The 26845-nt window shown below is 62.1% G+C and carries 24 protein-coding genes and 1 pseudogene; 13 read left to right on the top strand and 12 right to left on the bottom strand.

Going from position 1 to position 26845, the window contains the following annotated elements:
- The first annotated feature begins 29 nt into the window (after positions 1-29).
- Both ettA and I6E81_RS03355 read left to right on the top strand, forming a co-directional pair.
- Entirely contained in the window at positions 30-1712 is a 1683-nt protein-coding gene (gene ettA / locus I6E81_RS03360; protein WP_197105983.1) for an energy-dependent translational throttle protein EttA, read from the top strand.
- A 2-nt stretch (positions 1713-1714) separates the two neighbouring features.
- Positions 1715-2182: a thioesterase family protein gene (locus I6E81_RS03355; RefSeq protein WP_197105982.1), complete on the top strand. Its 468-nt coding sequence runs from the start codon at positions 1715-1717 to the stop codon at positions 2180-2182.
- Between the two features lie 65 nt (positions 2183-2247).
- On the opposite strand, the gene I6E81_RS03350 is transcribed toward I6E81_RS03355, so the two are convergent.
- The 5 genes from I6E81_RS03350 to I6E81_RS03330 all read right to left on the bottom strand — a co-directional run bounded on the left by I6E81_RS03350 (position 2248) and on the right by I6E81_RS03330 (position 8137).
- Complete coding sequence (locus tag I6E81_RS03350; RefSeq protein ID WP_307784091.1) at positions 2248-3480, bottom strand: glycerate kinase; 1233 nt, start codon at positions 3478-3480, stop codon at positions 2248-2250.
- Between the two features lie 114 nt (positions 3481-3594).
- Complete coding sequence (locus tag I6E81_RS03345; protein WP_197105980.1) at positions 3595-4488, bottom strand: glycine betaine ABC transporter substrate-binding protein; 894 nt, start codon at positions 4486-4488, stop codon at positions 3595-3597.
- Between the two features lie 103 nt (positions 4489-4591).
- Positions 4592-5551: a proline/glycine betaine ABC transporter permease gene (locus I6E81_RS03340; RefSeq protein WP_197105979.1), complete on the bottom strand. Its 960-nt coding sequence runs from the start codon at positions 5549-5551 to the stop codon at positions 4592-4594.
- Positions 5548-6846, bottom strand: coding sequence for a glycine betaine/L-proline ABC transporter ATP-binding protein (locus I6E81_RS03335; RefSeq protein WP_197105978.1), 1299 nt, complete (start codon positions 6844-6846; stop codon positions 5548-5550). The genes I6E81_RS03340 and I6E81_RS03335 overlap by 4 nt, the downstream gene beginning before the upstream one ends.
- A 424-nt stretch (positions 6847-7270) precedes the next feature.
- On the bottom strand, positions 7271-8137 hold the full coding sequence (locus I6E81_RS03330; protein WP_231599671.1) for an acyl-CoA thioesterase II: 867 nt from the start codon (positions 8135-8137) through the stop codon (positions 7271-7273).
- A 19-nt stretch (positions 8138-8156) separates the two neighbouring features.
- On the opposite strand from I6E81_RS03330, the gene I6E81_RS03325 reads away from it, so the two are divergent.
- The gene (locus I6E81_RS03325) at positions 8157-8837 is read left to right on the top strand and encodes a hypothetical protein (protein WP_197105977.1); all 681 of its coding nucleotides are present in this window, start codon (positions 8157-8159) and stop codon (positions 8835-8837) included.
- Here the strand turns inward: I6E81_RS03325 and I6E81_RS03320 are convergent.
- Positions 8834-9625, bottom strand: a complete 792-nt coding sequence (locus tag I6E81_RS03320; protein ID WP_197105976.1) for a DUF2510 domain-containing protein — start codon at positions 9623-9625, stop codon at positions 8834-8836. The genes I6E81_RS03325 and I6E81_RS03320 overlap by 4 nt on opposite strands.
- A gap of 38 nt (positions 9626-9663) precedes the next feature.
- Positions 9664-10475 (bottom strand): annotated as a pseudogene (locus tag I6E81_RS03315) (FAD-binding protein); the annotation flags it as partial.
- Positions 10476-10762: 287 nt separating this feature from the next.
- Here I6E81_RS03315 and pdhA point away from each other — a divergent pair.
- From pdhA to I6E81_RS03290, 5 genes are read left to right on the top strand one after another with little or no spacing between them, the layout of a single operon-like run.
- The gene (gene pdhA, locus I6E81_RS03310; protein WP_197105975.1) at positions 10763-11881 is read left to right on the top strand and encodes a pyruvate dehydrogenase (acetyl-transferring) E1 component subunit alpha; all 1119 of its coding nucleotides are present in this window, start codon (positions 10763-10765) and stop codon (positions 11879-11881) included.
- Entirely contained in the window at positions 11878-12879 is a 1002-nt protein-coding gene (locus tag I6E81_RS03305) for an alpha-ketoacid dehydrogenase subunit beta (RefSeq protein WP_197105974.1), read from the top strand. The genes pdhA and I6E81_RS03305 overlap by 4 nt, the downstream gene beginning before the upstream one ends.
- Positions 12879-14384 carry a dihydrolipoamide acetyltransferase family protein gene (locus I6E81_RS03300; RefSeq protein ID WP_197105973.1) on the top strand — a complete coding sequence of 502 codons (1506 nt, stop codon included), beginning with the start codon at positions 12879-12881 and terminating at the stop codon, positions 14382-14384. The genes I6E81_RS03305 and I6E81_RS03300 overlap by 1 nt, the downstream gene beginning before the upstream one ends.
- A gap of 35 nt (positions 14385-14419) precedes the next feature.
- Positions 14420-14992 carry a signal peptidase II gene (locus I6E81_RS03295; protein ID WP_197105972.1) on the top strand — a complete coding sequence of 191 codons (573 nt, stop codon included), beginning with the start codon at positions 14420-14422 and terminating at the stop codon, positions 14990-14992.
- Positions 14989-15771 carry a hypothetical protein gene (locus I6E81_RS03290; RefSeq protein ID WP_197105971.1) on the top strand — a complete coding sequence of 261 codons (783 nt, stop codon included), beginning with the start codon at positions 14989-14991 and terminating at the stop codon, positions 15769-15771. Before I6E81_RS03295 ends, I6E81_RS03290 begins: the two co-directional genes overlap by 4 nt.
- Positions 15772-15791: 20 nt before the next feature.
- Here the strand turns inward: I6E81_RS03290 and I6E81_RS03285 are convergent, their stop codons facing one another.
- The 5 genes from I6E81_RS03285 to I6E81_RS03265 all read right to left on the bottom strand — a co-directional run bounded on the left by I6E81_RS03285 (position 15792) and on the right by I6E81_RS03265 (position 20342).
- The gene (locus I6E81_RS03285; protein ID WP_197105970.1) at positions 15792-16736 is read right to left on the bottom strand and encodes a cation diffusion facilitator family transporter; all 945 of its coding nucleotides are present in this window, start codon (positions 16734-16736) and stop codon (positions 15792-15794) included.
- 2 nt (positions 16737-16738) lie between these two features.
- Positions 16739-17857 carry a bifunctional glycosyltransferase family 2/GtrA family protein gene (locus I6E81_RS03280; RefSeq protein ID WP_197105969.1) on the bottom strand — a complete coding sequence of 373 codons (1119 nt, stop codon included), beginning with the start codon at positions 17855-17857 and terminating at the stop codon, positions 16739-16741.
- Entirely contained in the window at positions 17854-18810 is a 957-nt protein-coding gene (locus I6E81_RS03275) for a phosphodiester glycosidase family protein (protein WP_197105968.1), read from the bottom strand. Before I6E81_RS03275 ends, I6E81_RS03280 begins: the two co-directional genes overlap by 4 nt.
- A gap of 152 nt (positions 18811-18962) precedes the next feature.
- On the bottom strand, positions 18963-19559 hold the full coding sequence (locus I6E81_RS03270) for a hypothetical protein (RefSeq protein WP_197105967.1): 597 nt from the start codon (positions 19557-19559) through the stop codon (positions 18963-18965).
- 207 nt (positions 19560-19766) lie between these two features.
- Positions 19767-20342 carry a TetR/AcrR family transcriptional regulator gene (locus I6E81_RS03265; protein ID WP_197105966.1) on the bottom strand — a complete coding sequence of 192 codons (576 nt, stop codon included), beginning with the start codon at positions 20340-20342 and terminating at the stop codon, positions 19767-19769.
- Positions 20343-20441: 99 nt separating this feature from the next.
- Here I6E81_RS03265 and I6E81_RS03260 point away from each other — a divergent pair, with 99 nt between their 5' ends.
- Genes I6E81_RS03260 through I6E81_RS03240 form a run of 5 tightly spaced genes read left to right on the top strand, consistent with a single transcriptional unit; the run spans position 20442 to position 26554 of the window.
- Positions 20442-22043 (top strand): carboxyl transferase domain-containing protein, encoded by a 1602-nt coding sequence (locus tag I6E81_RS03260; RefSeq protein ID WP_197105965.1) that lies wholly within the window; start codon positions 20442-20444, stop codon positions 22041-22043.
- 5 nt (positions 22044-22048) lie between these two features.
- Positions 22049-24082 (top strand): biotin carboxylase N-terminal domain-containing protein, encoded by a 2034-nt coding sequence (locus tag I6E81_RS03255; RefSeq protein WP_231603850.1) that lies wholly within the window; start codon positions 22049-22051, stop codon positions 24080-24082.
- The gene (locus I6E81_RS03250) at positions 24079-25266 is read left to right on the top strand and encodes an acyl-CoA dehydrogenase family protein (protein ID WP_197105964.1); all 1188 of its coding nucleotides are present in this window, start codon (positions 24079-24081) and stop codon (positions 25264-25266) included. The genes I6E81_RS03255 and I6E81_RS03250 overlap by 4 nt, the downstream gene beginning before the upstream one ends.
- Positions 25263-25742: a MaoC family dehydratase gene (locus I6E81_RS03245; protein WP_100388689.1), complete on the top strand. Its 480-nt coding sequence runs from the start codon at positions 25263-25265 to the stop codon at positions 25740-25742. Before I6E81_RS03250 ends, I6E81_RS03245 begins: the two co-directional genes overlap by 4 nt.
- The gene (locus tag I6E81_RS03240) at positions 25739-26554 is read left to right on the top strand and encodes a CoA ester lyase (RefSeq protein WP_197105963.1); all 816 of its coding nucleotides are present in this window, start codon (positions 25739-25741) and stop codon (positions 26552-26554) included. Before I6E81_RS03245 ends, I6E81_RS03240 begins: the two co-directional genes overlap by 4 nt.
- Positions 26555-26845 lie beyond the last annotated feature (291 nt).

Here is a 26845-nt window from a genome sequence, read left to right as displayed (position 1 = left end):
TCACGCCCAGCGCTCCGTAGAATGGTCACATGGCCGAATTCATTTATTCCATGGTGCGCGCGCGAAAAGCGGTCGGCGACAAGCTCATCCTTGACGACGTCACAATGTCGTTCTATCCCGGCGCGAAGATTGGTGTGGTTGGCCCTAACGGTGCCGGTAAGTCCACAATCCTCAAGATCATGGCGGGCCTCGACATCCCCAGCAACGGTGAAGCCCGCCTGAGCCCTGGGTATTCCGTCGGCATCCTCATGCAGGAGCCCGAACTCGATGAAACCAAAACGGTTCTCGAAAACGTGCAAGAAGGCGTTGGACCGATCAAGGCCAAGGTTGACCGTCACGCGGCCATTGGCCTCGAAATGGCTGAGCCAGACGCCGACTTTGACGCGCTCATGGCTGAAATGGGTTCGCTTCAGGAAGACATCGACGCTGCTGATGCGTGGGACCTCGACTCCCAGCTTGAACAAGCAATGGATGCCTTGCGCACCCCGCCAGGAGACTGGCCCGTCAACAAACTCTCCGGTGGAGAGAAGCGCCGTGTTGCGCTCACCAAGCTGCTCCTTCAGAAGCCCGACCTGCTGCTTCTCGATGAGCCCACTAACCACCTCGACGCCGAAAGTGTTCTCTGGCTCGAGCAGCACCTCTCCAAGTACCCGGGCGCCGTACTGGCCGTAACCCACGATAGGTACTTCCTCGACCACGTCGCCGAGTGGATTGCTGAAGTCGACCGCGGTCACCTTTACCCCTACGAGGGCAACTACTCCACCTACCTCGAGAAGAAGCAAGAACGTCTCCAGGTGCAGGGCAAGAAAGACGCCAAGCTCGCGAAGCGTCTCTCGAGCGAACTTGAGTGGGTGCGCTCCAACTCCAAGGGCCGCCAGACCAAGTCGAAGGCTCGACTCGCACGCTACGAAGAAATGGCGAACGAAGCGGAGAAGACCAGAAAGTTGGACTTCGAAGAAATCGTCATCCCGATGGGGCCACGCCTCGGCGCGCAGGTCATCGACGCCAAGAACCTCAAGAAGGGTTTCGACGAGCGCATCCTGATCGATGGGCTCAGCTTCACCCTTCCCCGCAACGGAATTGTGGGAGTCATTGGCCCGAACGGTGTCGGTAAGACCACGCTGTTCAAGACCATCGTGGGGCTTGAGCCGCTCGACTCTGGAGACCTGAAGGTCGGCGAAACAGTCGACATCTCGTACGTCGACCAGACTCGTGGCGGTATCGACCCCAACAAGACGCTGTGGGAAGTTGTATCTGACGGCCAGGACTACATCCAGGTCGGCAAGACCGAAATTCCGTCGCGCGGGTACGTCTCGCAGTTCGGCTTCAAGGGTCCAGACCAGCAAAAGAAGGCCGGTGTGCTCTCCGGTGGTGAGCGCAACCGCTTGAACCTCGCGCTCACGCTCAAGCAGGGTGGAAACCTTCTCCTGCTTGACGAACCGACTAACGACCTGGACGTCGAGACTCTCGGAAGCCTCGAAAACGCGCTCCTCGAGTTCCCCGGCTGCGCTGTGGTGATCACTCACGATAGGTGGTTCCTCGACCGCATCGCGACCCACATCCTCGCCTACGAAGGTTCGGAAACGAACCCCGGTTACTGGCACTGGTTCGAGGGCAACTTCGACGCTTATGAAGAGAACAAGATCGAGCGTCTCGGCCCCGACGCGGCCAAGCCTCACCGCAGCGCCTACCGCAAGCTCACCCGCGACTAGCCATGAGATTGCACATCCCGCTCCCGCTGCGCTGGTCAGACGTTGACGCGTACCAACACGTCAACAATGCCGAAGTGTTTCGTCTCCTCGAAGAGGCGCGCATTCACGCATTCTGGCCAGTAGCGGGAGCGGATGCGCCCCTCACCGCCGTGCTCGATGGTCGTCCAGGCGGCGCCACGATGACGCTCATTGCGCGTCAAGAAATCGAATACCTGCTTCCGATCCCGTACATGCGCGAACCCATCGACATCCAGATGTGGATCGGGCGCGTTGGGGGAGCAAGCCTCGAAGTTTGCTACGAGATTTACACTCCCGTGGGCGTAGAGCCCCAGCAACTCTTCGTTCGAGCATCCACCACATTGGTGCTTGTTGATGCTGCAACCTCACGGCCCATGCGCATTAGCCAAGCGCAACGCGCTGTATTCAACGACTACGCCGAGGAACCGCTTCAATTCGCCAAGCGGCGCTAGTCGCACGCGTTAACTCCCGAGTGCTAGCCGTCAGACGCTAGGTGCCAAGCGCTAGCTGCCAGACGCTAGTTGCCGAGCGTCGCGTCGTCGTCGCCCTCTTCATCTCTGAACTCGGCGTCGAGGTCGGTGGGTTCGAACCATTCGGCGATAGCGTGCGCGCCACGCGCTTCGAGCAGCGGAGCCGCCAGCTGGAAGAGTTCTTTGCGGCTCTCGATACCTGAGCCCAGCGGCAGAGCTACGTCGATGCCAGCAGCCTTCGCCTCGCTCGGGCTCATTCCCACACTGCCCGCAATTACCGCGAGCCACCCGCTTGGGCCTTTGGCGCCGCGCAGGTAGTCAACAACTTTGCCGTCGAGCGACTGCGAATCAAAGCGACCCTCGCCCGTGAGAATGATGTCGGCGCTGGCGATTACCTCGCTCAACCCGATCGCATCGGCAACCAGCTGGGCGCCGGGAACCAACTCTGCGCCGAAGAGCGCCACAAGAGGAGTGGCCATACCGCCGCCGGCTCCCATGCCGGGCAGGGCGCAGATTCCGGCGGCAGAGAAGCCGCGTTCGGCAGCCAGCGGTGTCTCTGCCAGCACTTCGGCAAGTCTGGTGAGCCCGGCATCCAAGACAGCGACATCGGATGCCGAAGCCCCCTTCTGGGGCCCGAAGACGTGGGCTGCGCCCTGTTCTCCCACCAGTGGGTTGGTCACATCGACGGCGATGCGCCACTGCGTCTCCAGTGCGCCGGCGATGAGCCCGCTGAGGTCGATCGTTGAGAGGGAGGCTAGCGCGCCCCCTCCGGGTGCCAGTTCGTTGCCCTCGGCGTCGAGGAATCGCGCACCGAGCGCGCGGAGGATGCCTGTGCCGCCGTCGGTGGTTGCGGAGCCGCCGAGAAAGAGTGTCACGTCGCGCGCGCCTTTTTCGATGAGGCGTGCGGCTATGAGGCCGACGCCGTAGCTGTCGGCGCGCAGCGCCTGTAGCGGCACGTCGCTGACGTAGGGGAGTCCGTTGGACTGCGCGGCTTCGATGATCGCCCGGCGACCTTCGCTGTCGAGTCCGTAGCTGGCTTCGCGCTCGCGACCGATGGCATCCACTGTCGTCATCGTGAGCGCCGGCTGGAGCCAGGCGGCCAGTACGGCGTCGAGGGAACCTTCTCCGCCGTCAGCCATGGGGAACGTGAGCACGGTGGCTGACTCGGGAAGCATTTCGCGGGCTCCACGTTCAAGAGCCGCCGCGGCATCCGCAGCGCTCAGGCTGCCTTTGAACGAATCGGGAGCGATGACGACGACAGGATTATCAATTGCTGGCACCATTCGACCCTAGCGTGACACTGGATGGTTGCCGTGCGCACGCAAAAAGGGGCCGCCCGAAGGCGACCCCTTTTCGTGAGTTACAGCACCGAAGTGCTGAAAGCTACAACAGTATTAGCTGGTGAGGCCGTCTACGTAGTCCTGGTTCGCTGCAATCCAGTCAGCAACGATGGGCTCGAAGTCGGTTCCTTCGTACTCGTTGTACATGACGTTCTCGAGCGAGTAAAGCAGCTCGGAGTCCATCTTGAAGCTCGAGATCCACTCGGTGACCTCAGGCATGTCGTCGCTCAGGGTGTCGCGTGCGAAGGAGTGAATTTCTTCAACGTCTCCGAGCGTTCCCTCGGGGTCAGCAAGGTCCTTGATGTCGAATGCATCGTAGGCCCAGTGCGGACGCCAAAGAGTGACGGCAATGTTCTCGCCGTTGTCGAGTGCAGCCTGCAGTTCAGCAAGCATGGCGGGGGTCGACGAGGTGAGAAGTTCCATATCGTCGAGGCCGTAGGTCGGCATGGTGTTGTTCAGGACTGCTTCAGTGAGTCCTGCACCAGGCTCGATACCAACGATGCGGTTGCCGAAAGCGTCAGCGTTTGCTGCGAGCTCGTCGAGCGAATCGATGGGGGCATCAGAGTTGACTGCAACGGTCAGGCCAGCTTCGCTGTTCCATGCGCCGAGGTCTTCAATGGTGTCGCCGTACTCTTCCATCAGGCTTGCGTGAGTGATGGGGAGCCATCCGTCAAGCGCGATGTCGTAGTCACCGGTGCTGAGGCCCGAGAAGATCGGGGTTACGTCAGCGTATTCGAGCTCTACGTTGTAACCCTTTTCTTCAAGGATTGCCTTCCAGAGGTACGAAACTGCTTCGCCCTCAGGCCATCCGTTGAATACGGCAATGCTGAGATCCTTGCTCTCAACAGCGTCGCCGGACGCGGTGTCGTCTCCGCCTGCGGCGCAAGCCGACAGACCGAGGAGCGCTGCGGCTCCGATTGCAATTGCAGCACGTGTCTGCTTCTTCATTGTGTCGTCCTTTTCTGTCAACGCTAAAGCGTCGACGATGTTGACGTCGATGCATACAGGATTTTCTGCATGCGGGAAACGAGCGCGGGTTGGCGCCCGAAAATTAGCGAACGGGGGGAGTGTGTTCGGCTGGTTCGGTCGTAGCGGCCGAGCTGTCTGCGGTGGTGTCAACCACTTCAGATTCTTCGCTACGGCTACGAACCTTGAAGGACTCGATAATGAACTGGAAGTAACCCTTGCCCGATCCGAAGGATGCCGTGAGGCGGTCCAGGAAGATGGCCAAGATAACTACAGACAGTCCAGCCTCGAAGCCGAGTGCGACATCCGCTCGGCTCAAGCTCTGGATAACGGGCTGGCCGAGGCCGCCGGCACCAACCATGGACGCGATAACGACCATGGAGAGCGAGAGCATGATGACCTGGTTGATACCGGCCATGATTGACGGCAGAGCCAGCGGAAGCTGAATCTGTCGAAGGATGCGGCCGGGCGATGCGCCGAAAGCCTGGCCGGCTTCAACAACTTCGCTATCCACACCGCGAATTCCGAGTTCCGTGAGGCGAACACCGGGTGCAAGAGCGAAGAGCACGGTTGCGACGATTCCGGGAACGTCACCAATGCGGAACAGGATGAGTGCAGGAATCAGGTAAACGAAGGCGGGCATCGTCTGCAGGAAGTCCAAGATCGGCTTCACGATGGTCGAGACCGTTCGGTATTTAGCCGCCAGAATTCCTAACGGAACACTGATAATGATGGCGAGGAAGGCCGCGACGAGCACGAGCGCCATGGTGTCCATAGCATTTTCCCACTGGTCAAGCGTGAGAATAAGCAGAAAACCAAGGATGCTTCCTACCGAGAACATCCAACCGCGAGCCACGAAAGCAATGACGGCGAAGATGATCAGGATGACCCAGAAGGGTGGGGAGGTGAAGAGGAAGTTCATTCCGTCGGAGATCGACGCAATGATGAACTTGATGACGTCGAAGAAGGCGCCAAAAGTCTCGGTGATGTAGTCAATACCGTTTTCGACCCACTGGCCGAGGGGAATTCTGAGGAAGTCGTTCATCGTGCGTCCTCCTTCGCGTCGGAGCTCGTATCGCTGGCGTCAAGGGCGTCGGTGATGACCGAGGTCGAGACGGTAAGAGGCGGTTCGATGGCTTGAAATTCATCGGTGTCGGTCGTGACGTTGCCGAGAGCAGCAAGCAGAGTAACGCGAGGTACGACACCCCGCAGGCGGCCACGCTCGTCGATAACGGCGAGCGGAAGAGGGCTTTCGACCGAGGGAACGAAAAGTTCCGACAGGTAGGTGTTTTCGTCCACCGCGTTGTATTCGTCGCTCAAGATCGTTGTCAGGTCGCTGACGCCCTTGCGGACGAGCTTCATCACGTCAGCATCGCGAACGACGCCCTGGAGCGTGCGGTCGCGGCTGATTACGAAAGCAGTTGAGGTCTGAAGGTCACGCATAACCTTCAGTGCTGCGCGCGGTCCGCCACTGGCGAAGACCGTCGCACGCACGGGCTCCATGACGCTGGCGGCCGTGAGAACACGCGAGCGGTCAACATCCTGAACGAACTGAGCAACATAGTCGTTGGCCGGGTCGGTGAGGATGTCTTCTGGCGTGCCGATCTGAACGATGCGGCCGTCACGCATCACTGCGATGCGATCTCCGAGGAACATTGCCTCGTTGAGATCGTGAGTGATGAAGATGATGGTTTTGCCGAGTTCGGTCTGAAGCTCGAGCAGCTGCTCTTGCATTTCGCGACGAATCAGCGGGTCGAGAGCACTGAATGCCTCGTCCATGAGGAGGATGTCGGTATCGGCAGAGAGGGCGCGGGCGAGGCCGACGCGCTGCTGCATTCCACCGGAAAGTTCGGAGGGCATCTTGGAGCCCCAGCCCTTGAGACCAACGAGGTCGATGGTCTTCTGGGCGCGAGCGAGACGTTCAGCCTTCGGCATTCCCTGAACTTCGAGGGCGTAGGCCGCGTTCTCAAGAACGGTGCGGTGCGGGAACAGGGCGAAGTGTTGGAACACCATCGAAATGTGACGGCGGCGAACCTCGCGAAGCTTGGGACCGGAAATGCCGGTGATCAGGTCGCCACCGACGGTGACGCTGCCCGATGTGGTGTCCCACAGTCCGTTAAGCATGCGGATGAGGGTGGATTTTCCGGAACCGGAAAGGCCCATGACTACGAAGATTTCACCGGGGCGAACGTCGAAGCTCGCATCGATGACCGCTGCTGTTCCTAGGTCAGTAATCTCATCGCGGGTGGCGCCATGCTGAAGCCTCTCAACGGCTTCCTGTGGACGGCGGCCGAACACCTTGTAGATGTTCTTCGCGCTAACAGCAAATTTCTCGGTCACGTTCTCCTGATTACTCGGCACCTTAAGGGCTTCGCTTCTCTCGATTACGGTCCGGGTTGAACGCAGGGCTCTGTCAATTCCAAGGTGGTTCTGCTGGGAAAAGATAGGGGAGCGCTTTCGGAGCAACTCCACTGCGAAACAACCGTACGAGCGACATCCCGGTGACGGGGTGGCGCGCGCGGCCTGATTTCGTAGCACCTTGCTTACAGGGCCCAAAAAAGGGGCACACCGCCAGCAAGGCCGATATCAACGGTAACGTTTTTTGGGTTTTTCCGCAGTTTCAGGTCCACCAGATTGGGGACATCCAGTGACGGCGACCGGGCGCGATCCGCGGCACAGTAGGGATCGAGCGGGGTCATCTTTGTTACTTGTTTGTTACCTATCGGAACTAAAAGAGCCGTCCAATTTGACGAATCGGGGCCTTCTAGCGAGGAGGGCGCACCATTCCCTCTTGCGCAACGCTCGCGATCAAACGGCCAGAGCGATCGTAGATTCGACCGAGTGAGAGGCCACGGCCACCAATGGCAGTCGGAGACTCCTGCACATAGAGGAGCCACTCATCCACTCGAGCTTCGCGATGCCACCACATGGCGTGGTCAAGACTCGCCACCTTGATTCCGGGAGTGACCCAGGCGAGGTCGTGGCGTCGCATGATTGATTCCAGAATTGAGTAGTCGCTGGCATACGCCAGCGCTGCCCGGTGCAGGTTCATGTCGTCGGGCATCGGGCCAACCGACTTGATCCACACGGCCTGATGCGCGACGCTGCCGCCATCAACGCTCATAAAGATGGGCGAGGTGACGTAGCGCATGTCAAAGGGGCGCTCAGACGCCCAATAGCGAGCGACCGGATGATCGACGCTCGCCAGTGACTCAGCGGTCGTGGGCAGCGACTCCGGGTCAGGAAGATCTGCGGGCATGTCGATCTGGTGGTCGAGCCCTTCATCGTCATCCTGGAACGAAGCGATTGCCGACAAGATCGGCACGCCCTCTTGATACGCCTGAGTGCGCCGCGTTGAGAAGGAGCGACCATCGTGAATGCGGTCAACAGAGAACGTGATCGGAAGGTTCACGTCGCCCGGGCGGAGGAAATATCCGTGCATGGAATGCACGACGCGGTCCTCAGCGAGAGTGCGTTGCGCGGCAACGAGAGCCTGCGCTAACACCTGGCCGCCGAAGACGCGGCCCTGCGGCATCCACTGGCTGGGACCAGTGAAAATGTCTTCGCTTGTTCGTGCGCCGGTGTCGGTCAGATCGAGGGCAGTCAGAAGCCCAGACATAGGGTCGCTCATGCCTGTAGTTTAGAGGCCTATGACTGGATCGTTTACTTTGGTGGATTCCCTGGCGCTGGGAGATCTGCAGGTTTTCTTGGGCCGTGCCGCCCGAGTCGATGAGGGCTCTGTGCGACTCATCGGTGGCGCCGGCGTTCTCGCCGTCTATGTTTCCGTTCTTCACCCTGCCGGGCTCCTTGACCAGAGCCCCACTGTGCTTGGATTGCGCACCTTCGCTCTGTCATCAACGGATGATTTCGATGCCGTCGTTCCGGTTCGCTCCCTGCTTGGCCGCATTGAGAGCGCCGTCGAGGCTTCTGCCGCTAGCTTTTCTGAGCCTGTCGCTGTCAACTTGCCGATGAGCGTCAACACCGTCACGTGGGCTGCCATCACGCCGCCGCGTGGGGGTTGGGTTGCGATCGATTCTGTGCCGAGTGCTGTGCTTGAAGAGGCAGCACGGGCAGGCATCGAAGAAGTCGCCGCCGCCATTCCCACTGGAACCGGCGAAGCGATCGTGCACAAAGTGCGCACAGAAGTCTGGGGGCGTCCGCTAGACGAGCCCGACTATCTGCCCGCCGGTGCCGGGTTCGCAGCCGTTAGCTTGGGTTTTCTCGCCGATGATGAGGCGGCATCCGTCTATGAATCTGGAGCGTGGACGCGACTATCGACTAAGCGCGGTCACATTCTCGTGAAGCGCCGCGCCTGGTCAGTCGCGCGCTAGAGAGTTTCTACTGCCCGGCTGAACAACATGCCCATGAACACGACCGTTGTCGCAAACATGATGGCCAAGACGCCGAACGCTGCCCACATCGGCGCGAGTCCTTGACCGGTGCGATTCTTGACCACAACACAACGGCCGATGACGTAGATCAGCCAACCGAGGAAGATGAACGCCCAGTGGAAGGGGCGGTCGATGCCGCGATGATCGAGTTCGCGTCGGTCGAAGATCGCCAAGGGAATGTTGACCAAGAACATGAGCCAACCGGAGATCATCATCCACAGGTAGCCGGGATCAACGAGCAGGCGCAGCTGGGCGTCGGTCGGAGTGTCGGTCGGGCGCGGGACAAGGGCGTCAAGGTCGATGGCGAACAGGCCGGGAAGTGAAATCAGCGGCAAGAACACGAATACCCACATTTGCCAGGTGTTCGTTCCGGTATCGCTGATGTCGCTGGGGGCTGCATAGGTGTAGTTGGCGGCCGGGTTCACGACTGGTGGGGCACCAACCGTTGCTGCAGCCGGCGTCGTTGCGGCAGGAGAAACGGGCGTAATCGGAGGCACCGATTTGGTCGCTGCTGCTGGTGGCGTCGCGGCAGGGACAGCGCCCGATTGCGCAGAGGATGTAGCTGCTGCTGCTGCTGCTGCAGGAGCAGGAGTCGGCAACGGGGTCGCCTCTTCGGGCACCGTGTTGGCGGCAGCCCAGGCGGTTCCGCTCCACCAACGGGGTGCGGCTCCTCCGGCGGGATCGCGATACCAGCCGGCAGGAGGAAGGGGAGTCGATGCGTCGTTCACCCTGCGATTCTAACGGCGGCGAGAGCCAAATCTGACACTTACTCGGTGGCGACACTCCGCCCCGCCACGCTTCGACCGGCGGCACGCCCGCTGAAAAGGCAACCGCCCAGAAACGTGCCCTCGAGCGCTCGTGCCGAGAGATCAGTCTGGATGCCGCCCAAACTCTTGCGGGTAAGAATGTTGAGCTTGACCCCAATCAGCGGTCCCGCTTTCGCATCGAGGATGCGGTGCGGCTTGGCCACCCGAATCAGTTCGTCTCCGAGATAGTGGCGCGCCTGACGCAGCGCAGTGATTTGGGAATCCTTGGTGAACTCATTGGTGAGTTCGCGATCCCGAGCTTCGATCTCGCGGCGCACGTGTTTCGCATCGATTGCGATGTCGGGGGTGAGTTGTTGCATGCCGTCAAGAAGTTCGTCGAGGGTGTCGGCGACGATGAAGTCGGCGCCGTGCTCCTTGAAGGCTTCGACCGGGGCTGCCGGTCGCGACAATGTGTTCGAGCGTTCCGAGAGTGTCGAAGCCCGGGAACAGGGGAGTGGGCAGGCGATGGCCGGTCGCATCAAGCCACACGCTCGACGGGCCGGGGAGGATGCGGATGCCAAGCTTCGGCCACACCGGATCCCAGTTCTGGATGCCCTCCACGTAGCGCCACATGCGGTCGCCGTTGATGAGGCGAGCTCCCGCGCTCGCGGAGCCACTCGCGTTTCTCGCCGGCAGCAAACTGAAGGTAGGCCTCCGCCCAGCGGCGCAGTCACTCGTCATCGTCTCGATCAAAACTGGCAGTGCCGAAGCAGTCCTGCGTAGCGAGCTCGAGAGAGTCTTTGATGCCCAGCCGCAGCGACCAATCCGGCGAGGCCTCCGCCGACAACGATCGCGTCCAATTCGGGGGACTGCGGCATCCGTGACTCCTTCGACACTGAGCGACGCCAACGGTGGCGACTCCTGCGCTGACAGTATGCCGGTCATCCTCACAATCTGGGGCAACTTTGGCGTGGAACCTTGTGCCCCGCCCACGGGGTAGGTACCGTCAGATTAACTCCGAGCGACGAGGCTCGGATCAACCGGCGATTTACCAATCGCGGTTGTGAGGATCGCTAGAGCGCAGCACATCAGCAGGCGCGCTGGCGGATCGGAGAAACGATGAGTACCACCGTGCCCGTGAAAGCCCAGATTCCTGGAGCGAAGAAGCAAACTCCTGAGTTTGTGCAACTTCTTGACCCAGACGGAAAACGGTTAAGCGACGAACTCTATGACCCTTGGGTGTCAGACGTCACCGGTGATCAGCTCGCAAGTCTCTATGAAGACCTCATCATCGTGCGCCGTATCGATACGGAAGCAACCGCTCTGCAGCGTCAGGGCGAACTTGGCCTCTGGCCACCGCTCCTCGGGCAGGAAGCCGCTCAAGTCGGCTCTGCCCGCACTCTGCGCCCCGACGACTTTGTCTTCTCCAGCTATCGCGAGAATGCGGTGGCGTATTGCCGCGGAGTGCAGCTGCCTGACCTAGTGCGGGTCTGGCGCGGCACAGCAGCCTCGGGTTGGGATCCTTTCGAAGTCGGTATGGCAACGCCTGCCGTCATCATCGGGGCCCAGACGCTGCACGCCACCGGCTATGCGGTCGGGTGCACGTTTGACGGCGTCGACAGCGTCTCGGTCGCCTACTTTGGCGATGGCGCGACGAGCGAGGGGGACGTGAGCGAAGCGATGGTGTTCGCGGCCTCCTTCAACGCTCCCGTGATTTTCTTCTGCCAAAACAACCAGTGGGCAATCTCTGAGCCCGTGGGGCTTCAAGCTCAGCGGCCGATTGCCGATCGGGCTCCGGGGTTCGGGATTCCGAGCATCCGGGTCGATGGCAACGACGTGTTGGCCGTCATGGCTGCGACACGCAGTGCCCTTGACCGGGCGCGCAATGGCGGCGGACCCACGTTTATCGAAGCCGTGACGTATCGTCGCGGGCCGCACACGACCTCCGATGATCCGAGCCGCTATGTCGACCCGGTTGTTGCCAAGGAATGGGAAGCGAAAGATCCCATTGCGCGCGTGGAAGCCTTTTTGCGCAGCGAAGGGGTGCTGACCGACGAACTGGCGGCATCCATTCAGGGTCGAGCAGATGCAGTGGCGGCCGAATTCCGCGCCGGATGCTTGGCGCTCGAGAATCCCGAACCGCTCAGTGTGTTCGACAACGTCTATGCAACCGAGCACTCGGGGCTGGCGCGTCAAAAGAGCCAGTACAAGGCCTACCTTGAGGGGTTTGAGAAATGACCGAACTAACTCTTGCGAAAGCTCTCGGCTCTGGGTTGCGGCGTGCGCTCAGCGACGACGACAAAGTTGTCTTGCTTGGTGAAGACATCGGTACTCTCGGTGGCGTTTTTCGCGTGACCGACGGGCTGCAGCGCGACTTCGGCAAAGACCGCGTGATCGACACCCCTCTCGCCGAAGCCGGAATTATCGGTATGGCGGTCGGCCTTGCTTTCCGTGGCTACCGCCCGGTCTGCGAGATCCAGTTCGACGGCTTCATTTACCCGGGCTTCGACCAGATCGTTGCCCAGGTCGCCAAGCTGCACTACCGCACCGCCGGCAAGGTGCGGATGCCGCTGACGATTCGTGTGCCCTATGGCGGAGGTATCGGCGCTGTCGAGCACCACTCTGAGTCACCGGAGGCGTACTTCGCGCACACCGCTGGACTGCGCGTCGTCACCTGTTCGACGCCGCAGGATGCCCACAGCATGCTGCGCGAAGCAATCGCGAGCGACGACCCGGTTCTGTTCTTTGAGCCCAAACGTCGCTACTGGACCAAGGGTGAGGTTGACGAAGACGCCACCGCTCTGCCCATGGGCAAAGCCCGCGTCGTGACCGAGGGCACCGACGTCACCCTCGTCACCTACGGCCCGCTCGTCGCCACCGCTCTGGATGCCGCAGTTGCTGCCGCCGATGACGGCGTCTCTATCGAGGTGGTTGATCTTCGCTCGCTCTCTCCGGTCGACTTCGACACTGTTGAGGCGAGCGTGCGCAAGACGGGGCGGCTCGTGATTACCCACGAAGCTTCGGAATCGGGCGGCCTCGGTGCCGAGATCGCTGCAACACTCACAGATCGCTGTTTCTACTACTTGGAGGCAGCTCCTGTGCGCATCACGGGCTTCGATGTGCCGTACCCGGCCGCGAAGTTGGAGGACCACTTCTTGCCTGACCTTGACCGCATCCTTGACGGTGTTGACCGTGCGCTGGGTCGCGTGAATTCACTCACCGGTTGGAGCGCGTAATGGCTGTCAAAGAGTTTGCTCTGCCCGATTTGGGTGAGGGCCTCACGGAGTCTGAGATTGTCGAATGGCATGTTGCTGTCGGCGACCTTGTGACGCTCAACCAGCCCATTGCTGAGGTGGAGACCGCCAAGGCGATTGTCTCCCTGCCTTCGCCAGTCGCCGGCAAGATTTCGGCCCTGCACGCTGAACCCGGTTCGACCGTGCAAGTGGGCACGCGTATCGTCACGTTCGAGTTGGATGGTGGCCCAAACGCCGCCCCTGACGCTGCTGGCACTCCGGCTGTCGGTGGTGCCTCTGCGGACGCTGACGCTGCAACTGGCGCTGGCGCAGAGAGCGCGAAAGCGGATAGCGCAGAACAGGCGCCGGTCGCTGAGGCTGCCCCTGAGCGCAACGCCGTGCTCGTCGGGTATGGTCCCGCCGTCGAGAGCGGCAAGCGCCCTACGCGCAAGCCTCGCGCCGCGCGGGCGGCATCCGCAGCGGCAGTGGAAGCCCCTTCGGCTGTGGCTGCGGCAGAGCCCGCGCCAGTGCCTGAATCCGAGACCGCGCCACAGACTGCGCCCGAGCCTGCCGTGACATCCTCCGATGCCCGCACCAAGACGACTCCGCCGGTGCGCAAGCTCGCGGCTGATCGCGGCGTCGACCTGACGCAACTGACCGGCACGGGCCCCGAGGGCATCATCACGCGCGACGATGTGCTGAGCGCGGCAGAACAGTCGCCCGCTGATACGCAGCCGGGCGACGACACGCAGACTGGCGACGACACTGCGGCAGGAGCATCCGCACCGCAGGCGGCGAGAGCCGTCGCGGGCACTCGTCCGCGCGAGACCCGCACGCCGATCAAGTCGGTGCGCAAGGCAACCGCGGCCGCGATGGTGGCGAGTGCGTTCACGGCGCCCCATGTCACCGAATTCCTGACGATCGATGTCACGCGCACGCTGGAGCTGGTAGCGAAGCTGAAGGCGAGAGGCACCGCAGCATCCGTTCTCTCCGTCGTTGCGAAGGCGCTGTGCATCGGTGTGGCGCGTCATCCGTCGCTCAATTCGCGGTGGGATGTCGAGGCGAACGAGATTGTTGAGTTCGGGTACATCAACCTCGGTATCGCCGTCGCGACGCCCCGGGGCCTGATGGTGCCGAACCTCAAGGATGCTGATGCCATGAGCCTCGCCGAGCTCACTGACGCGATCGGCGACTTGGCGCGCAATGCGCGAGCGAGCAAAGCAACTCCGGCATCGCTCAATGGTGGAACTATTTCGATCACCAACGTGGGCGTCTTCGGCATCGACGCAGGCACCCCCATCCTGAACCCGGGAGAAGCCGCGATTCTGGCGATGGGTGCTGTTCGCAGAATGCCGTGGGAGCACCACGGCGAAATCGCCCTCCGCGACGTCATGACGTTGAGTTTGTCGTTCGATCATCGCCTTGTTGACGGCGAGCAAGGCGCCCGTTTCTTGACCGATGTTGGTTCGATTCTGAACGACCCCGGCACCGTTTTGACGATGGTGTGAAAGCAGCGGTGGCCGCAACAGGTAAGAATGGTCTTATGACCGAGAATCTCGACCCTGCTGCGGCCACCCCTTCTTCACGCGCTCCGCGTCGTTTGTTGGTTGGTGTTTTCGCGCTCGCCGCTTTTGTGATCGCGGCAGACCAGCTGAGCAAGTGGTGGGCTGAAACCAATCTCGGTGGCGGCATCAACATCCCGATCATTGGTGATCTGTTGTCGTTCCAGCTCGTCTACAACCCCGGCGCTGCCTTCTCGCTTGCCGAGGAATACACCTGGGTGCTCACGATTATTGCGGCGCTCGCCGTGGTCGCGATCACGTGGTACGCGTGGACAGTTCAGTCCCGCGCCTGGGCCATCGCGCTCGGCATGCTCCTCGGCGGTGCCATCACTCACCTCGGTGACCGCCTGTTCCGTGACCCCGGTTTTGCGCGCGGTCACGTCGTCGACTTCATCAACTACAACGGCTACTTCATCGGCAACATCGCCGACATTGCCCTCGTGGGCGGTGCGATCATGATCGTCATCATTTCCATCATGGGAATCGCCGCCAAGCCCGAAGAGGCAACGGCATCGAGCGCGGATGCTCCGGCGGAAGCAACGACCACCGAATGACCGATCTCAGCCTGCGCATGCCCAACACGCGTCTGCGGGCAGTGCTCAACCTCGGAACGCAGCGCTCACCGGCGCTCGACCTCCCGCCTGCTCTGAAAGCTCCCGAGCTCTTCGGCGATTGGGATGACGAAGCTCAGGTGAGCGATCTCTACGTCGAGTATGCCGATGGGCAACTGCACTTCGAAACAACGAGTGCGGGCAGCAATCACCATTTCCACACTCCGGCGGGTGAGCATCGCGGCTCGAGCCCGTGGTCGGCTAACGACACCCGCGTGCTCCTGCAGTGGGCAACGCAGCTTGCCAGCGCCTTTCACGCGCTGCTGCCGAAGCTGCTCGACGACATCACCCAGGCCGCGGCGTGGCACGATGCCGGGCTCGATCTCTACATTTGCGAGGTCGAAGAGCCGGTGCAGCTCGATCTGCTCGAGATCGAGGTCGAGGGAGAGCTCTTGACGCTCCCGTGGCTCGGTGCCGGCACCGTGACGCACGACCACATCGAGGGCGAGAATCATCCGATTGCGCTGCTCTGGGGCGCAGGGGAGTCAGAGCCCGACCGACCGATTGCTCAAGCGTGGACCGATCCGCGCACGGGCGAGCCGCGCTCTAAAGCTGTGCCCGGTATTGACTGGAACGTCATCGGGCTTGCCGCTGAAGAGGTCTTGCCGTGGCTTGAGGGTATTTACCTCAACCACCATGTGATTCCGGATGCCGCGGGCACGCTCTTGAACGCCGTCTTGCGGCGTTTGGGCGGCCTGTCTTCAGACCGCGCCTCGTCCTAGCGATTCGTAGCGCTTCGTAGCTAGTCGAAGCTGATCGACGGCTCGTCGCTGACAGACAGCGTCAGCACGGCCTTCTTGATCAGATCGTTGCCCTCGATCGAGCGTTCGAGCTCACGCAGTTGACGTGCGACTTCTTCTTCGCGGTGGTTGCCCTCTAGGTCGATGGCTGCCACGACGAACAGTTGTGACGGGCCTACGAACTCGAGGTGCAGGTAGGTGACCCGACTGATTTCGGGATGCTCGGCGAGAGCCCGCCCCGCTACAGCGCGCGCAGCATCGCCCGGCGTTTGACCGACGAGGAACCGACGATTGCGGTTGATGAGAACGACCGCCACCACACCGAGAAGGAGGCCGATCGCAAGCGAACCAACGGCATCCCACACTGAATTGCCGGTGAGCTGGTGCAGCAGGATGCCGAAGAAGGCGATGGTGAGGCCGATCAGGGCGGCAGCATCTTCGGCCAGCACCGCACGAAGGGTGGTGTTGGAACTGTTGAGGGCATATTCGAGGGTGCGGCGGCCGAAGCGTGCGGCTCCTTTTTTGGCTTGGACCATTGACTGCACGAAGGAGACGCCTTCGAGCACGGCGGCGATCCCGAGCACGAGGTAGGCGATGCCGAAGTCACTGGCGGGTTCTGGGTCGATGAGTTCGGAGATTCCGTGCTGCACCGAGACGACAGCACCCGCGGTGAACAAGCCGACGGCCGCGAAGAGTGACCAGACGTAGGCCTCACGTCCGAATCCGAGTGGATGGCTCGCATCGGCAGGTTTAACCGAGCGGCGTTCGGCAATGAGGAGAAAGATCTCATTGCCGGCGTCGGCCCACGAGTGTGCGGATTCGGCGAGCATCGAAGCCGAACCGGTGATCAATGCTGCGATCGATTTTGCAATTGCTACGAGAAGGTTGGCAACGAAGGCGACCACGACGGTGCGCACTTGTGCTGTTTTCTTGGGAGCGTCACTCATAGTTACACGCTAGTACCGTGGCTCCTAGCCGCGGTACGCAGGGCTGGTCGATCAGCACCGAGCGCTGCGTCAGTCTCCGACTGCACCGATGATCCGGGTGCTGCCCCTGACTTGAAAACGAAGCGTCGCTGCACCTGGAAGCTGATGATGTAGAGCGTGACGTCAGAGAAGACCTTGGCGATGACGAGCGGAACGCCCCAGTCGACGAGTACCGAGAGCCACACGTAGCTGGAGGCGACGAGCGCGAGCGCGAGAATGACGTAGCGCAGGGCATCCCGCGCCACATGTTCGCGATTGCTGGCGTTGAACACTAGGTGGCGGTTGATGAGGAAGTTCACGGAGGCGCTCACGAGCCGGGCGCCGACCACCGACACGAGCAGCGACTGGGTGAGGGCAAAGAGGATGAAGAGGCCGATCGCGTCGATCAGGAAGGCCGCCAGAGAAGAGGAAATGTAGCGCAGCAGTGGCGCGAAGACTTTCACCGAATCAACGATCGGTCGAAAGTGCGAGGAGGCATTGTGCTGCAAGTAGACCGTCTCAATCTCGATTTCTTCAATCCGGATGCCCGCCGAGCGCGACCCGAGCAACGCGTTCAGTTCGTACTCGAACCGTTCGCCCTTCACTCCGAGTAGCCAGTCGAGCATTGTGGCGGGGTAGCCGCGCAGCCCGGTCTGAGTGTCGCGCACGGCAACGCCGGTGGCGAACTTGAAAGCTGCGCGTGAGACGGCGTTGCCGAAGCGGCTGCGGGTGGGAACGTCGCCCGCAAAGGCGCGACCGCCGAGAACCATCGCGCCGTCGGACGCCCGCAGTTGGGCAACCACGCGCAGGATGTCTCCCACTTTGTGTTGGCCGTCGCTGTCTGCGCAGACGACGGCCTCACCGGGGTGATTTTTGCGGATAGAGCGGAAGCCGAATTTGAGGGCGTGCCCTTTGCCGCGGTTGTCGTCGTAGCCGATCACGTCGGCGCCGGCGTGCTGCACGGCAGCGAACAGGTCGGCATAGGCCGGGCCGCTGCCGTCATCCACGACGACGACGCGGAGCAGAGGGGCAGTCGCGCGCAGATCGCACACGAGCTGCAGGAGGCGGTCATCCGGTTCAAAGGAGGGGATGAGGATGATCATGATGCGGCTCCCACGTAGAGGATGTCTGAGGTTTCGCGTTCTCCGCCATTGGACGGATGGTTGATGACGGTGCCGTTGAAGTACATGGTCGAAGAGCCGCCGCCATCGAGGTTGTAGGCGGTAGTGGCACCGAGATCTTGCATGATGACGGCGAGGTCGGGCAGGGTCACACCGGCGCTGTAGCCGGGGTCGCGACCATCGACGACAACGAAGACGAGATGGTTGTCGTCGATCACGCCGACCGCAGTGCGGGGCTGTTCGCCCTGGATGGAGTGATTGCCGAAGTTGGTGTCGATCTCGACGTTCTCGATACCGGCAACGACATCGCCGTCTTCGACGATTGCGGGCCCGAAGGAGAGCGTGTTCCAGACGCCGTCGGCGATCAGCTCGTCGGCAGAGGTAGTGGTTTCGTCATAGACCTCGACGCTGCCGTCGAGATAGAACGCGAGCCCATCGCGGGCCGGTTCGTCGCGGTAGGTGACACCGTTGCGGATGACGATGCCAGTGTCTCGAAAGCCGTAGTAGTCGCCGTTGATGGCGAAGATCGCATCGTGCTCAGCCGCGATGGACGAGGTGAGGTCGATGATGTTCTCACCGAAGCTGTTCTGAGCAAATGCCGACCGCAGGGCAGTGGCCTCCGTCAGTTCGACATCCGCGACGTAGTAGGTGACGGTGTCGGCACCGCTGCCAGAGACGACCGTGGAGATTGTGACGTTGGCGTCGCCGGAGGTATAGCTCGTCTCGGTGAGAACGGGTTCCGTGGACGTCGCGGTCGTGGGCTCGGCGCTCGTGGTGGTGCTGTTGTCGGCTTCGTACTGCGCGACGTCAGAAATCTCGACGTGCTCGATGACAAATCGATCGAGAGCCCACGCAGCGGTGCTGCCCAGACCGAGCACGAGCACCAGCACGGAGCCGATGACGATGTGCCGTTTTCGCAGAGGTTTCTTTTGCATGGTCTAAGGAATACGGGGAGTTGCTATCCCGGCCTCATGAAATAGCTGAGAGCTTGCAAGGAGCCGCCAGAGAGTCTGCTTTGAAGACAAAGAAGGGCCTGCGACCGATCAGTCGCAGGCCCTTCGTCCTCGGGGGAGGTGCTGGGTGGTGGTTAGTCGTCGGTGGGTGCTTCTTCGACCGCGTCAGCGTCATCATCACGGTTGGGTCGGTCTGCGACGTCGCCGCGATCGCCGTGGCCTGCGCGGGCGCCCGGGGTGCCTTCGCCGTTACCGTCACCGCCGCCGACGCGTTCGTCGCCAGAAGCTTCCCTGGCGGCTTCGCGGTCAGTTCGAATGTCAGCAAGTGCGGTGGTTACCGCGTCTTCGTCAACGTTGAGTTCGGCAGCGAGAGCCGTCACGAACGCGGCCTGGCGGGCATCCTTGGCGGCCATCTTTTCATCGGCGGTCGCGTCTTTATCGAGGGTTGTTTCGGATGGTTCGGTTGCGTCCCGCACGGCAGTCACGGCGTCAGAGACTTCAGTTTCGGTGAGTCCGAGTGCGGTGGCGAGAGTTGCAGCATCAATTCGGGCGCCACCCTGGCTGTGACCGCGGGCAGCACGGTCGCCGGTGGCGGAAGTGCCCGATTCAGAGGCGCTTGAGCTGGAGGTGGCGGTCGTGAGAGTCTCGGCCTGAGCGGGCAGGGCCACTGCAAGTCCGACGCACGAGGCCAAAACTACTCCGGCCGCTCCTGCAATCAGTGTCTTCTTCATGGTTGATCCTTTTCGTCATTTCCGGAATCTCCGGTGTACGAAACCAACACTGCGGGCCGGGTCTATCAAGGCACTGTGCTGGCACTGCACGCCCCGTGGGGAAGTGCTGATGTAACCCAATGAGGCGGCTATGCGCGGCGCTGAGTTCGGCCGCGGGATGCCGGCGGCTGGCCGGGCGTCGAGGGCGGCTAGGCGGCGAGCGGGCGGTTAGGCGTCGAGGGCGGCCAACGCCATCCGCTCGAGCACGGCACTGGTGGCGCCGGCACGCCCGCTGTGGGGAGTGGAGTTGATGAGCCCGAAAGTGGCGTGGGCGCGGGTGCGCAGCTCGGTGGTCGCGGCATCCGGATGCAGCTGAGAGAGCACGCCAACCCACAGTTCAACGTAACTGCGCTGCAGGGCGCGCACCTCGTGTTGGTCGCTGGCGGTCAGGCTGTCGAGGTCGCGATCTTGAACCCGGATGACGTCGGCATTGCCGAGCGCAAACTCCACATGAAACTGAACAAGGCTTTCGAGCGCGGCTCGCGGTGTGGCGGCGTGCTCGATCACGTTCTGGGCTCCGCGGCACAGGTTGGAGCTGGCATCGACCAAAATCGCGGCGAGCACGTCTTGTTTGCCGTCGAAGTGGCGGTACACAGCGGGGCCGCTCACGCCGGCGGCGGAGCCGAGTTCTTCGAGCGAGACGCGCGTGAAGCCGCGCTCGGCGAAGAGGCTGGCGGCGGCGTCGAGGAGGGCCTCGCGTCGGTCGGCCTTCGCTTGGCTGCGCGGAGTTGGCGTCTCGTTCATGTTCTGAGTCTAGACAGTTCGGTTAATGCTCGCTAACCTAAATTCAGTTAGTAATGACTAACCCAAGTGGCCACAAGCTGCGCTGAACGAAGGTGTTCGATGGAGAAGATTTCCTCGGCCGCTCAACCGTCCCACCCGACGTTTGCGGCTAACGAAGAGTCAATGCGCGGCCTTGTCGAGCAATTGCGCGAACGACTCGCGACGACGGCCCTCGGTGGCTCGGAGAAATCCCGCGAACGCCACGTCTCCCGCGGCAAGCTGCTGCCTCGCGACCGAGTCGACGAACTGCTCGATGAGGGCAGTCCCTTCATCGAGATCGCCCCGCTCGCCGCGAATGGAATCTACGACGACCAGGCTCCCGGCGCTGGCGTTATTGCCGGTATCGGCCTCATCCACTCTCGCCCTGTGCTCGTGATCTCGAACGATGCGACGGTCAAGGGCGGCACCTACTTTCCCCTCACGGTCAAGAAGCATTTGCGGGCGCAAGAGATTGCGCTCGAGAACAAGTTGCCGTGCGTGTACCTCGTTGACTCGGGCGGCGCGTTTCTCCCGATGCAGGACGAGGTCTTCCCCGACCGCGACCATTTCGGGCGCATCTTCTACAACCAAGCTCGACTCTCAGCGGCCGGCATCCCGCAGATCGCCTCGGTCATGGGCTCCTGCACTGCGGGTGGCGCTTACGTTCCCGCGATGAGCGACGAAACGATCATCGTGCGCAATCAGGGCACGATCTTCTTGGGTGGTCCGCCGCTCGTGAAGGCTGCCATCGGCGAGATCGTCACGGCCGAAGAGCTCGGTGGGGGAGACGTGCACGCGCGCACCTCCGGCGTCACCGACCACCTCGCCGACGACGACCGCCACGCGCTCGAAATTGTGCGGGACATCATCAAGACCATCCCGAAGCCTGCCGCTCCGGCGTGGGATGTTGTTGCCTCGCGGCCTCCCGCCGTGAACCCCGACGAGCTGTACGGCGTTGTGCCGACCGACGTGCAAAGCCCCTACGAAGTGCGCGAAGTGATTGCGCGTCTCGTGGATGGCAGCGAGTTCCACGAGTTCAAGAAGGAATACGGCACGACCCTCATCACCGGGTTCGCAACGCTGCACGGGCATCCGATCGGCATCGTCGCCAACGCCGGGGTGCTGTTCAGCGAGTCGGCGCTCAAGGGCGCGCACTTCATCGAACTGTGCGATCAGCGCGGCATCCCGCTGCTGTTCCTGCAGAACATTTCCGGCTTCATGGTCGGCAAGGAATATGAGGCCGGCGGCATCGCAAAGAACGGCGCCAAGATGGTGACCGCGGTGGCGACAACGCGCGTTCCCAAGTTCACGGTCGTGATCGGCGGCTCATTCGGTGCCGGCAACTACTCGATGTGCGGCCGCTCGTACTCTCCGCGCTTCTTGTGGATGTGGCCCAACGCCCGCATCTCGGTCATGGGCGGCCCGCAGGCTGCTGCGGTGCTCTCCACGGTGCGCCGCGATCAGCTCGGCGAGGAGGCCTTCACCGACGACGACAAGGCCGAGTTCGAGAAGCCCATCCGCGAGCAATACGAACGCCAGGGCAGCCCCTACTATTCGACAGCCCGCCTCTGGGATGACGGAATCATTGACCCCAAAGACACCAGAGACGTGCTCGGCATGGCCCTCGATATCGCCGCGGCCACCCCGCTGCCTGAGCCGGGCTTCGGCCTCTTCCGGATGTGATTGCCATGTTCTCTGCCGTTCTGGTCGCCAATCGTGGCGAAATTTCCTGTCGCATCACGCGCACCCTGCACTCGATGGGCATCCGCTCGATCGCGGTCTACACGGAGCACGATCGTGACGCGAAGCACGTTCAAGTGGCGGATGCCGCGGTGCTGATCGACAGCTACCTCTCGGTCGAATCGATCGTTGCTGCCGCTCATGCCGTAGACGGCATGCAGGCCGATGCGGTGCACCCGGGCTATGGCTTCCTCTCCGAAAATGCGTCTTTGGCTGAAGCCTGCGCGGCAGCCGGAATCACGTTCATCGGCCCCGGCGTCGAGGCGCTCGAGATCATGGGCGACAAGATCGCGTCGAAGAAGCACGTGACGGAGCGTGGCGTTGCCGTGATCCCCGGCATCGCTGAGCCGGGCATGACGAACGATGATCTGGTCGCTGCTGCTACCGAGGTCGGATTCCCGCTGCTGATCAAGCCATCGGCTGGTGGTGGTGGCAAGGGCATGACGATCGTGCGCGAGCCCGACGCCGTTGCTGGTGCACTCGACTCCGCTCGTCGCGTGGCTAGCGCCGCGTTCGGAGATGACACGCTCTTCCTCGAGCGCCTTGTGGAGAAGCCTCGCCACATTGAGGTGCAGGTTCTGGCCGATAGCCACGGCACGATCATCCACTTGGGGGAGCGCGAATGTTCGCTGCAGCGTCGCCACCAGAAGATCATCGAAGAAGCGCCGTCACCGTTGCTCGATGAAGCAACGCGGCAGCGCATCGGCGAAGCGGCCTGTGAGGTCGCGCGCAGCGTGAGCTACGTCGGCGCCGGAACGGTCGAGTTCCTCGTCTCCGACAATGCGCCAGACGAGTTCTTCTTCATGGAGATGAACACGCGCCTGCAGGTGGAGCATCCCGTCACCGAAATGGTCACCGGCATCGACCTCGTGGAGTGGCAAGTGCGAATCGCTGCCGGCGAGCAACTCACGGTGGAGGCGCCAACGCTCACCGGTCACGCGGTTGAGGCACGCATCTACTCCGAAGATCCGGCCAACGACTTCTTGCCCTCCGCCGGTCAGATCGTGCACCTGCACGAAGCCGCCGACGGAAGTGCGCTCAGCGCCGGCACAACAGGCACAGCCACAGCCAGCACAGCCACATCCAGCGTGCGCGTCGACAGCTCACTCATCCAAGGCGGCACGGTCTCGGCCAACTATGACCCGATGCTCGCCAAAGTCATCGCTCACGGTGCCACCCGCGCCGAAGCGCTCCAGACCCTCGACCGTGCTCTCGCCGACACCGTCATCCTCGGCGTCACGACGAACATTGAATTTCTCCGAGCCCTCGTCGCTCGCGACGACGTACAAGCCGGCGCACTAGACACGGGCCTCATCGAACGAGCTCTTACCGAGATCGAGTTCGCCGCGCCAACCCCGGCGGTGCTCGCAGCTGCGGCTCTGAGCATCCATTCGGAACGCTGGATGCCGGGCTCACCCTGGCAGCAGCCCAGCGGTTGGCGTGTGGGCCAGCATCGCCCGGCCCGCTACCGTCTCGCGAGTGCGGGGCAGGTGCACGAGGTTCTGGTTGCCGGCCCGCCCAGCGCAGCGGAGGTCACGATCGACGGCACCACCAGCCCGGCGCGCTTGACGAGCACCGGTGTCGAGTGGGGCACCCAGAGCATCCGCCTGGCGATAGAAACAGTCGACGCCACGGTGTGGGTTGGGCAGGAGGGCACTTCCTGGGCTCTCACTGCGCAGTCTCGCGCCGAGTCGCTCGCGGCCCATCGCGCGACGCTCGCGAGAGTCGCTGGCGTGGTCGATCCCGAGTTGCGTTCGCCCATGCCCGGCACCGTCGTGGCCGTGGCAGTGGCGAACGGAGATTCTGTGACTGCCGGTCAGACGGTGCTCACGATTGAAGCCATGAAGATGGAACACCCCGTTGTCGCGACCCTTGATGGGGTTGTCGACATCAGTTTGAAGCCTGGCGATCTGGTCACACGCGATCAGATCGTTGCCCGAATCGAATCGCCACAAGCGAGCACTGAAGGAGAAACCTCATGAGTCACGACGCTACCCGCGGCGAAATCACCCACCTCGGCCTCACCGATGAGCAGTTGAAGTTGAGCGCTGACGTGCGCGATTTCGCTGACAAGGTTGTTGCTCCGGCAGCGTATGAGTACGACACGAAGCGTGAACTGCCTTACGGCATCATCGCCCAGATGGGTGAGATGGGTCTCTTCGGTTTGCCGTTCCCCAAGGAATTCGGCGGGCAGGGCAAAGACTACGTTTCGCTGTGCCTCGCGATTGAGCAACTTGCTCGCGTTGACCAGTCGATCGCGGTGACGCTCGAGGCCGGCATCGGTCTTGGCGCGATGCCGATCTTCAAGCACGGGAGCGAAGAGCAGAAGCAGCAGTGGGTTCCGATGCTCGCGCGCGGTGAAGCTCTCGCTGGTTTCGGTCTGACTGAAGCGGATGCCGGCTCCGATGCTGCGGGAACTAAGACCACTGCCGAGCTCGTCGATGGCGAATGGGTCATCAATGGCACGAAGCAGTTCATCACTAACTCGGGCAGCGAGATCACGAAGGTTGTGACGGTGACGGCGGTAACTGGTCGTCGCGAGAATGGGCGCCCTGAGCTGAGCGCCATCCTCGTTCCGAACGGTACGCCCGGCTTCACGGTGCACCCGCCGTACGACAAGGTCGGTTGGCACACCTCCGACACGCACCCGCTGTCGTTCGACAACGTGCGGGTTCCCGAAGAGAACCTGATGGGGGAGCGCGGCCGTGGCTTCGCGAACTTCATTGAGGCTCTGGATGAGGGCCGCGTCGCGTTCTCGGCTCTCTGCACGGGTGCGGCTCAAGGCTGCTTGGAGGAGTCGATTCGGTACGCCAACGAGCGCCACGTCTTCGGTCGTTCGATTGGTTCGAACCAGCACATTGCGTTCAAGATTGCGCGGATGCAGGCCCGAGTTCACTCGGCACGCTTGGCAACCTACGATGCAGCCCGCAAACTGGTTGCTGGAGTTCCTTTCAAAATGGAGGCGAGCATGGCGAAAATGATCAGCAGCGAGGCGGCCATGGATAACGCTCGGGATGCCACCCAAATCTTTGGTGGCTATGGCTTCATGAACGAGAACCCTGTCGCCCGCCACTACCGTGACTCGAAGGTGCTGGAGCTCGGTGAGGGCACCACTGAGGTGCAGATGATGGTCATTGCTCGTGAGCTGGGGTTCGCGACCCTATGACCGGCAAACGTATTCAGCAGCGCGGCCTCTGGTTCGACGAGTTCGAGGAGGGCGCGGTCTATCTGCACGCGCCCGGCCGCACCGTCACCGAGGCCGACAATGTTCTCTTCACGACGATGACGATGAACACCCAGTCGCTGCATTTGGATGCCGCGTGGTCGGAGCAGCAGCCGTTCGGACAGCGTCTGGTGAACTCGATGTTCACGCTCTCGACGATGGTGGGGGCATCCGTTGCTCAACTGACGCAGGGCACGATTGTGGCGAACTTGGGCTTCACGGAGGTCAACTTTCCGCATCCGCTGTATCACGGCGACACGATGTATTCCGAGAGTGAGGTGCTGGAGAAGCGGCTCTCGAAGTCGCGCCCCGGCCAGGGAATTATTTCGTTGCGTCACACGGCCAAGAACCAGGACGGTGTTGTGGTGGCTGTCGCGACCCGTTCGGTGATGGTCTGGACTGAGGAGGGCGCACCGTGAGCTTTACATTAGGGCCGTCGATTCTGTTTGTGCCGGGCGATCGCCCCGACCGTTATACCAAGGCGCTTGAGCGCGCGGATGCCATCATCATTGACCTTGAGGATGCCGTAGCCAGTGTCGACAAGGCTGCGGCCCGCGCTGCTTTGATTGCTAACCCGATGGATCCGGCCCGCACGATCGTGCGCCTGAACCCGGCGGGCACCGAGGATCACGATAGTGACCTGGAGGCGTTGGAGCAGACGGAGTACCGCACGGTGATGCTCTCGAAGTCGGAGTCGGTTGCCGACTTCGATGCGCTCACTGACCTCGACGTGATCGCCCTGTGCGAGACGGCGCGCGGTGTGCTGGCGGCGACAAGTTTGGCGGCGCTGGATTGCGTGGTTGCCCTCATGTGGGGCGCCGAAGATCTGGTGGCGTCGCTCGGCGGTTCGTCGTCGCGCGAGGATTCCGGCCCCTACCGTGGCGTCGCGTTGCATGCGCGCTCGTCGGTCTTGTTGGCGGCCGGAGCCTATTCGAAGGCTGTGATTGATGCGGTGCATCTCGACATCGCAGACCTGGACGGTCTCGGTGCTGAGGCTCGGGATGCCGCGGCTCTCGGGTTCACGGCAACGGCCTGCATTCATCCCTCTCAGGTCGCTATTGTGCGCGAAAGTTATGCGCCCACGGTCGAGCAAATCGCGTCAGCACGAGCACTTCTCGCCGCCGCGGAATCGCAGCCCGGAGTCTTCAGCTTCGAGGGTCGCATGGTCGACGGGCCCATCCTGCGGCACGCGGAGTGTGTGGTCGCGCGGGCGGGGTTGCGCGAGGGTTAGAAGCCTCTTGCATTGGCCAAGGGGCGAAGCGGGAGTTGCGGGTGGGCATTGCATGGGGGGGTCCAAGCGTGAGAAGTTGCCTGCAATTTGAGCGGGTCAACCTGACTGAATATGCGCGAAATATGGGAGGAGTACATCAAAGTTTCCTGAAGTAGCGCGCTGTAGATCAACGATGTCGTTATCTCCTGCTCGTGCCTTCACGCACCCTGATTCAGGTTGGGCGCGCTGAGAAGGAGCGCGCCTTGGAGACACCGACAAAATAACTGCAATGATTGCGGTTATCACCGAAGA

The sequence above is a fragment of the Salinibacterium sp. NG22 genome, from assembly GCF_015864925.1.
In the GTDB taxonomy this organism is placed as follows: domain Bacteria; phylum Actinomycetota; class Actinomycetes; order Actinomycetales; family Microbacteriaceae; genus Rhodoglobus.
The sequence above is the reverse complement of the archived record's forward strand: the minus strand, read 5'-3'. Positions and strand labels throughout refer to the sequence as shown.

Excerpts from the sequence above, each read along its gene's own strand:
- I6E81_RS03265 (WP_197105966.1), bottom strand. The coding sequence starts at position 20,342 with ATGAACGAGACGCCAACTCCGCGCAGCCAAGCGAAGGCCGACCGACGC.
- I6E81_RS03245 (WP_100388689.1), top strand. The coding sequence starts at position 25,263 with ATGACCGGCAAACGTATTCAGCAGCGCGGCCTCTGGTTCGACGAGTTC.
- I6E81_RS03285 (WP_197105970.1), bottom strand. The coding sequence starts at position 16,736 with ATGAGTGACGCTCCCAAGAAAACAGCACAAGTGCGCACCGTCGTGGTC.
- I6E81_RS03295 (WP_197105972.1), top strand. The coding sequence starts at position 14,420 with ATGACCGAGAATCTCGACCCTGCTGCGGCCACCCCTTCTTCACGCGCT.
- I6E81_RS03325 (WP_197105977.1), top strand. The coding sequence starts at position 8,157 with ATGACTGGATCGTTTACTTTGGTGGATTCCCTGGCGCTGGGAGATCTG.
- I6E81_RS03270 (WP_197105967.1), bottom strand. The coding sequence starts at position 19,559 with ATGAAGAAGACACTGATTGCAGGAGCGGCCGGAGTAGTTTTGGCCTCG.
- I6E81_RS03280 (WP_197105969.1), bottom strand. The coding sequence starts at position 17,857 with ATGATCATCCTCATCCCCTCCTTTGAACCGGATGACCGCCTCCTGCAG.
- I6E81_RS03345 (WP_197105980.1), bottom strand. The coding sequence starts at position 4,488 with ATGAAGAAGCAGACACGTGCTGCAATTGCAATCGGAGCCGCAGCGCTC.
- I6E81_RS03355 (WP_197105982.1), top strand. The coding sequence starts at position 1,715 with ATGAGATTGCACATCCCGCTCCCGCTGCGCTGGTCAGACGTTGACGCG.
- pdhA (WP_197105975.1), top strand. The coding sequence starts at position 10,763 with ATGAGTACCACCGTGCCCGTGAAAGCCCAGATTCCTGGAGCGAAGAAG.
- I6E81_RS03330 (WP_231599671.1), bottom strand. The coding sequence starts at position 8,137 with ATGAGCGACCCTATGTCTGGGCTTCTGACTGCCCTCGATCTGACCGAC.
- I6E81_RS03340 (WP_197105979.1), bottom strand. The coding sequence starts at position 5,551 with ATGAACGACTTCCTCAGAATTCCCCTCGGCCAGTGGGTCGAAAACGGT.
- I6E81_RS03255 (WP_231603850.1), top strand. The coding sequence starts at position 22,049 with ATGTTCTCTGCCGTTCTGGTCGCCAATCGTGGCGAAATTTCCTGTCGC.
- I6E81_RS03290 (WP_197105971.1), top strand. The coding sequence starts at position 14,989 with ATGACCGATCTCAGCCTGCGCATGCCCAACACGCGTCTGCGGGCAGTG.
- I6E81_RS03250 (WP_197105964.1), top strand. The coding sequence starts at position 24,079 with ATGAGTCACGACGCTACCCGCGGCGAAATCACCCACCTCGGCCTCACC.
- I6E81_RS03300 (WP_197105973.1), top strand. The coding sequence starts at position 12,879 with ATGGCTGTCAAAGAGTTTGCTCTGCCCGATTTGGGTGAGGGCCTCACG.
- I6E81_RS03305 (WP_197105974.1), top strand. The coding sequence starts at position 11,878 with ATGACCGAACTAACTCTTGCGAAAGCTCTCGGCTCTGGGTTGCGGCGT.
- I6E81_RS03275 (WP_197105968.1), bottom strand. The coding sequence starts at position 18,810 with ATGCAAAAGAAACCTCTGCGAAAACGGCACATCGTCATCGGCTCCGTG.
- I6E81_RS03260 (WP_197105965.1), top strand. The coding sequence starts at position 20,442 with ATGGAGAAGATTTCCTCGGCCGCTCAACCGTCCCACCCGACGTTTGCG.
- ettA (WP_197105983.1), top strand. The coding sequence starts at position 30 with ATGGCCGAATTCATTTATTCCATGGTGCGCGCGCGAAAAGCGGTCGGC.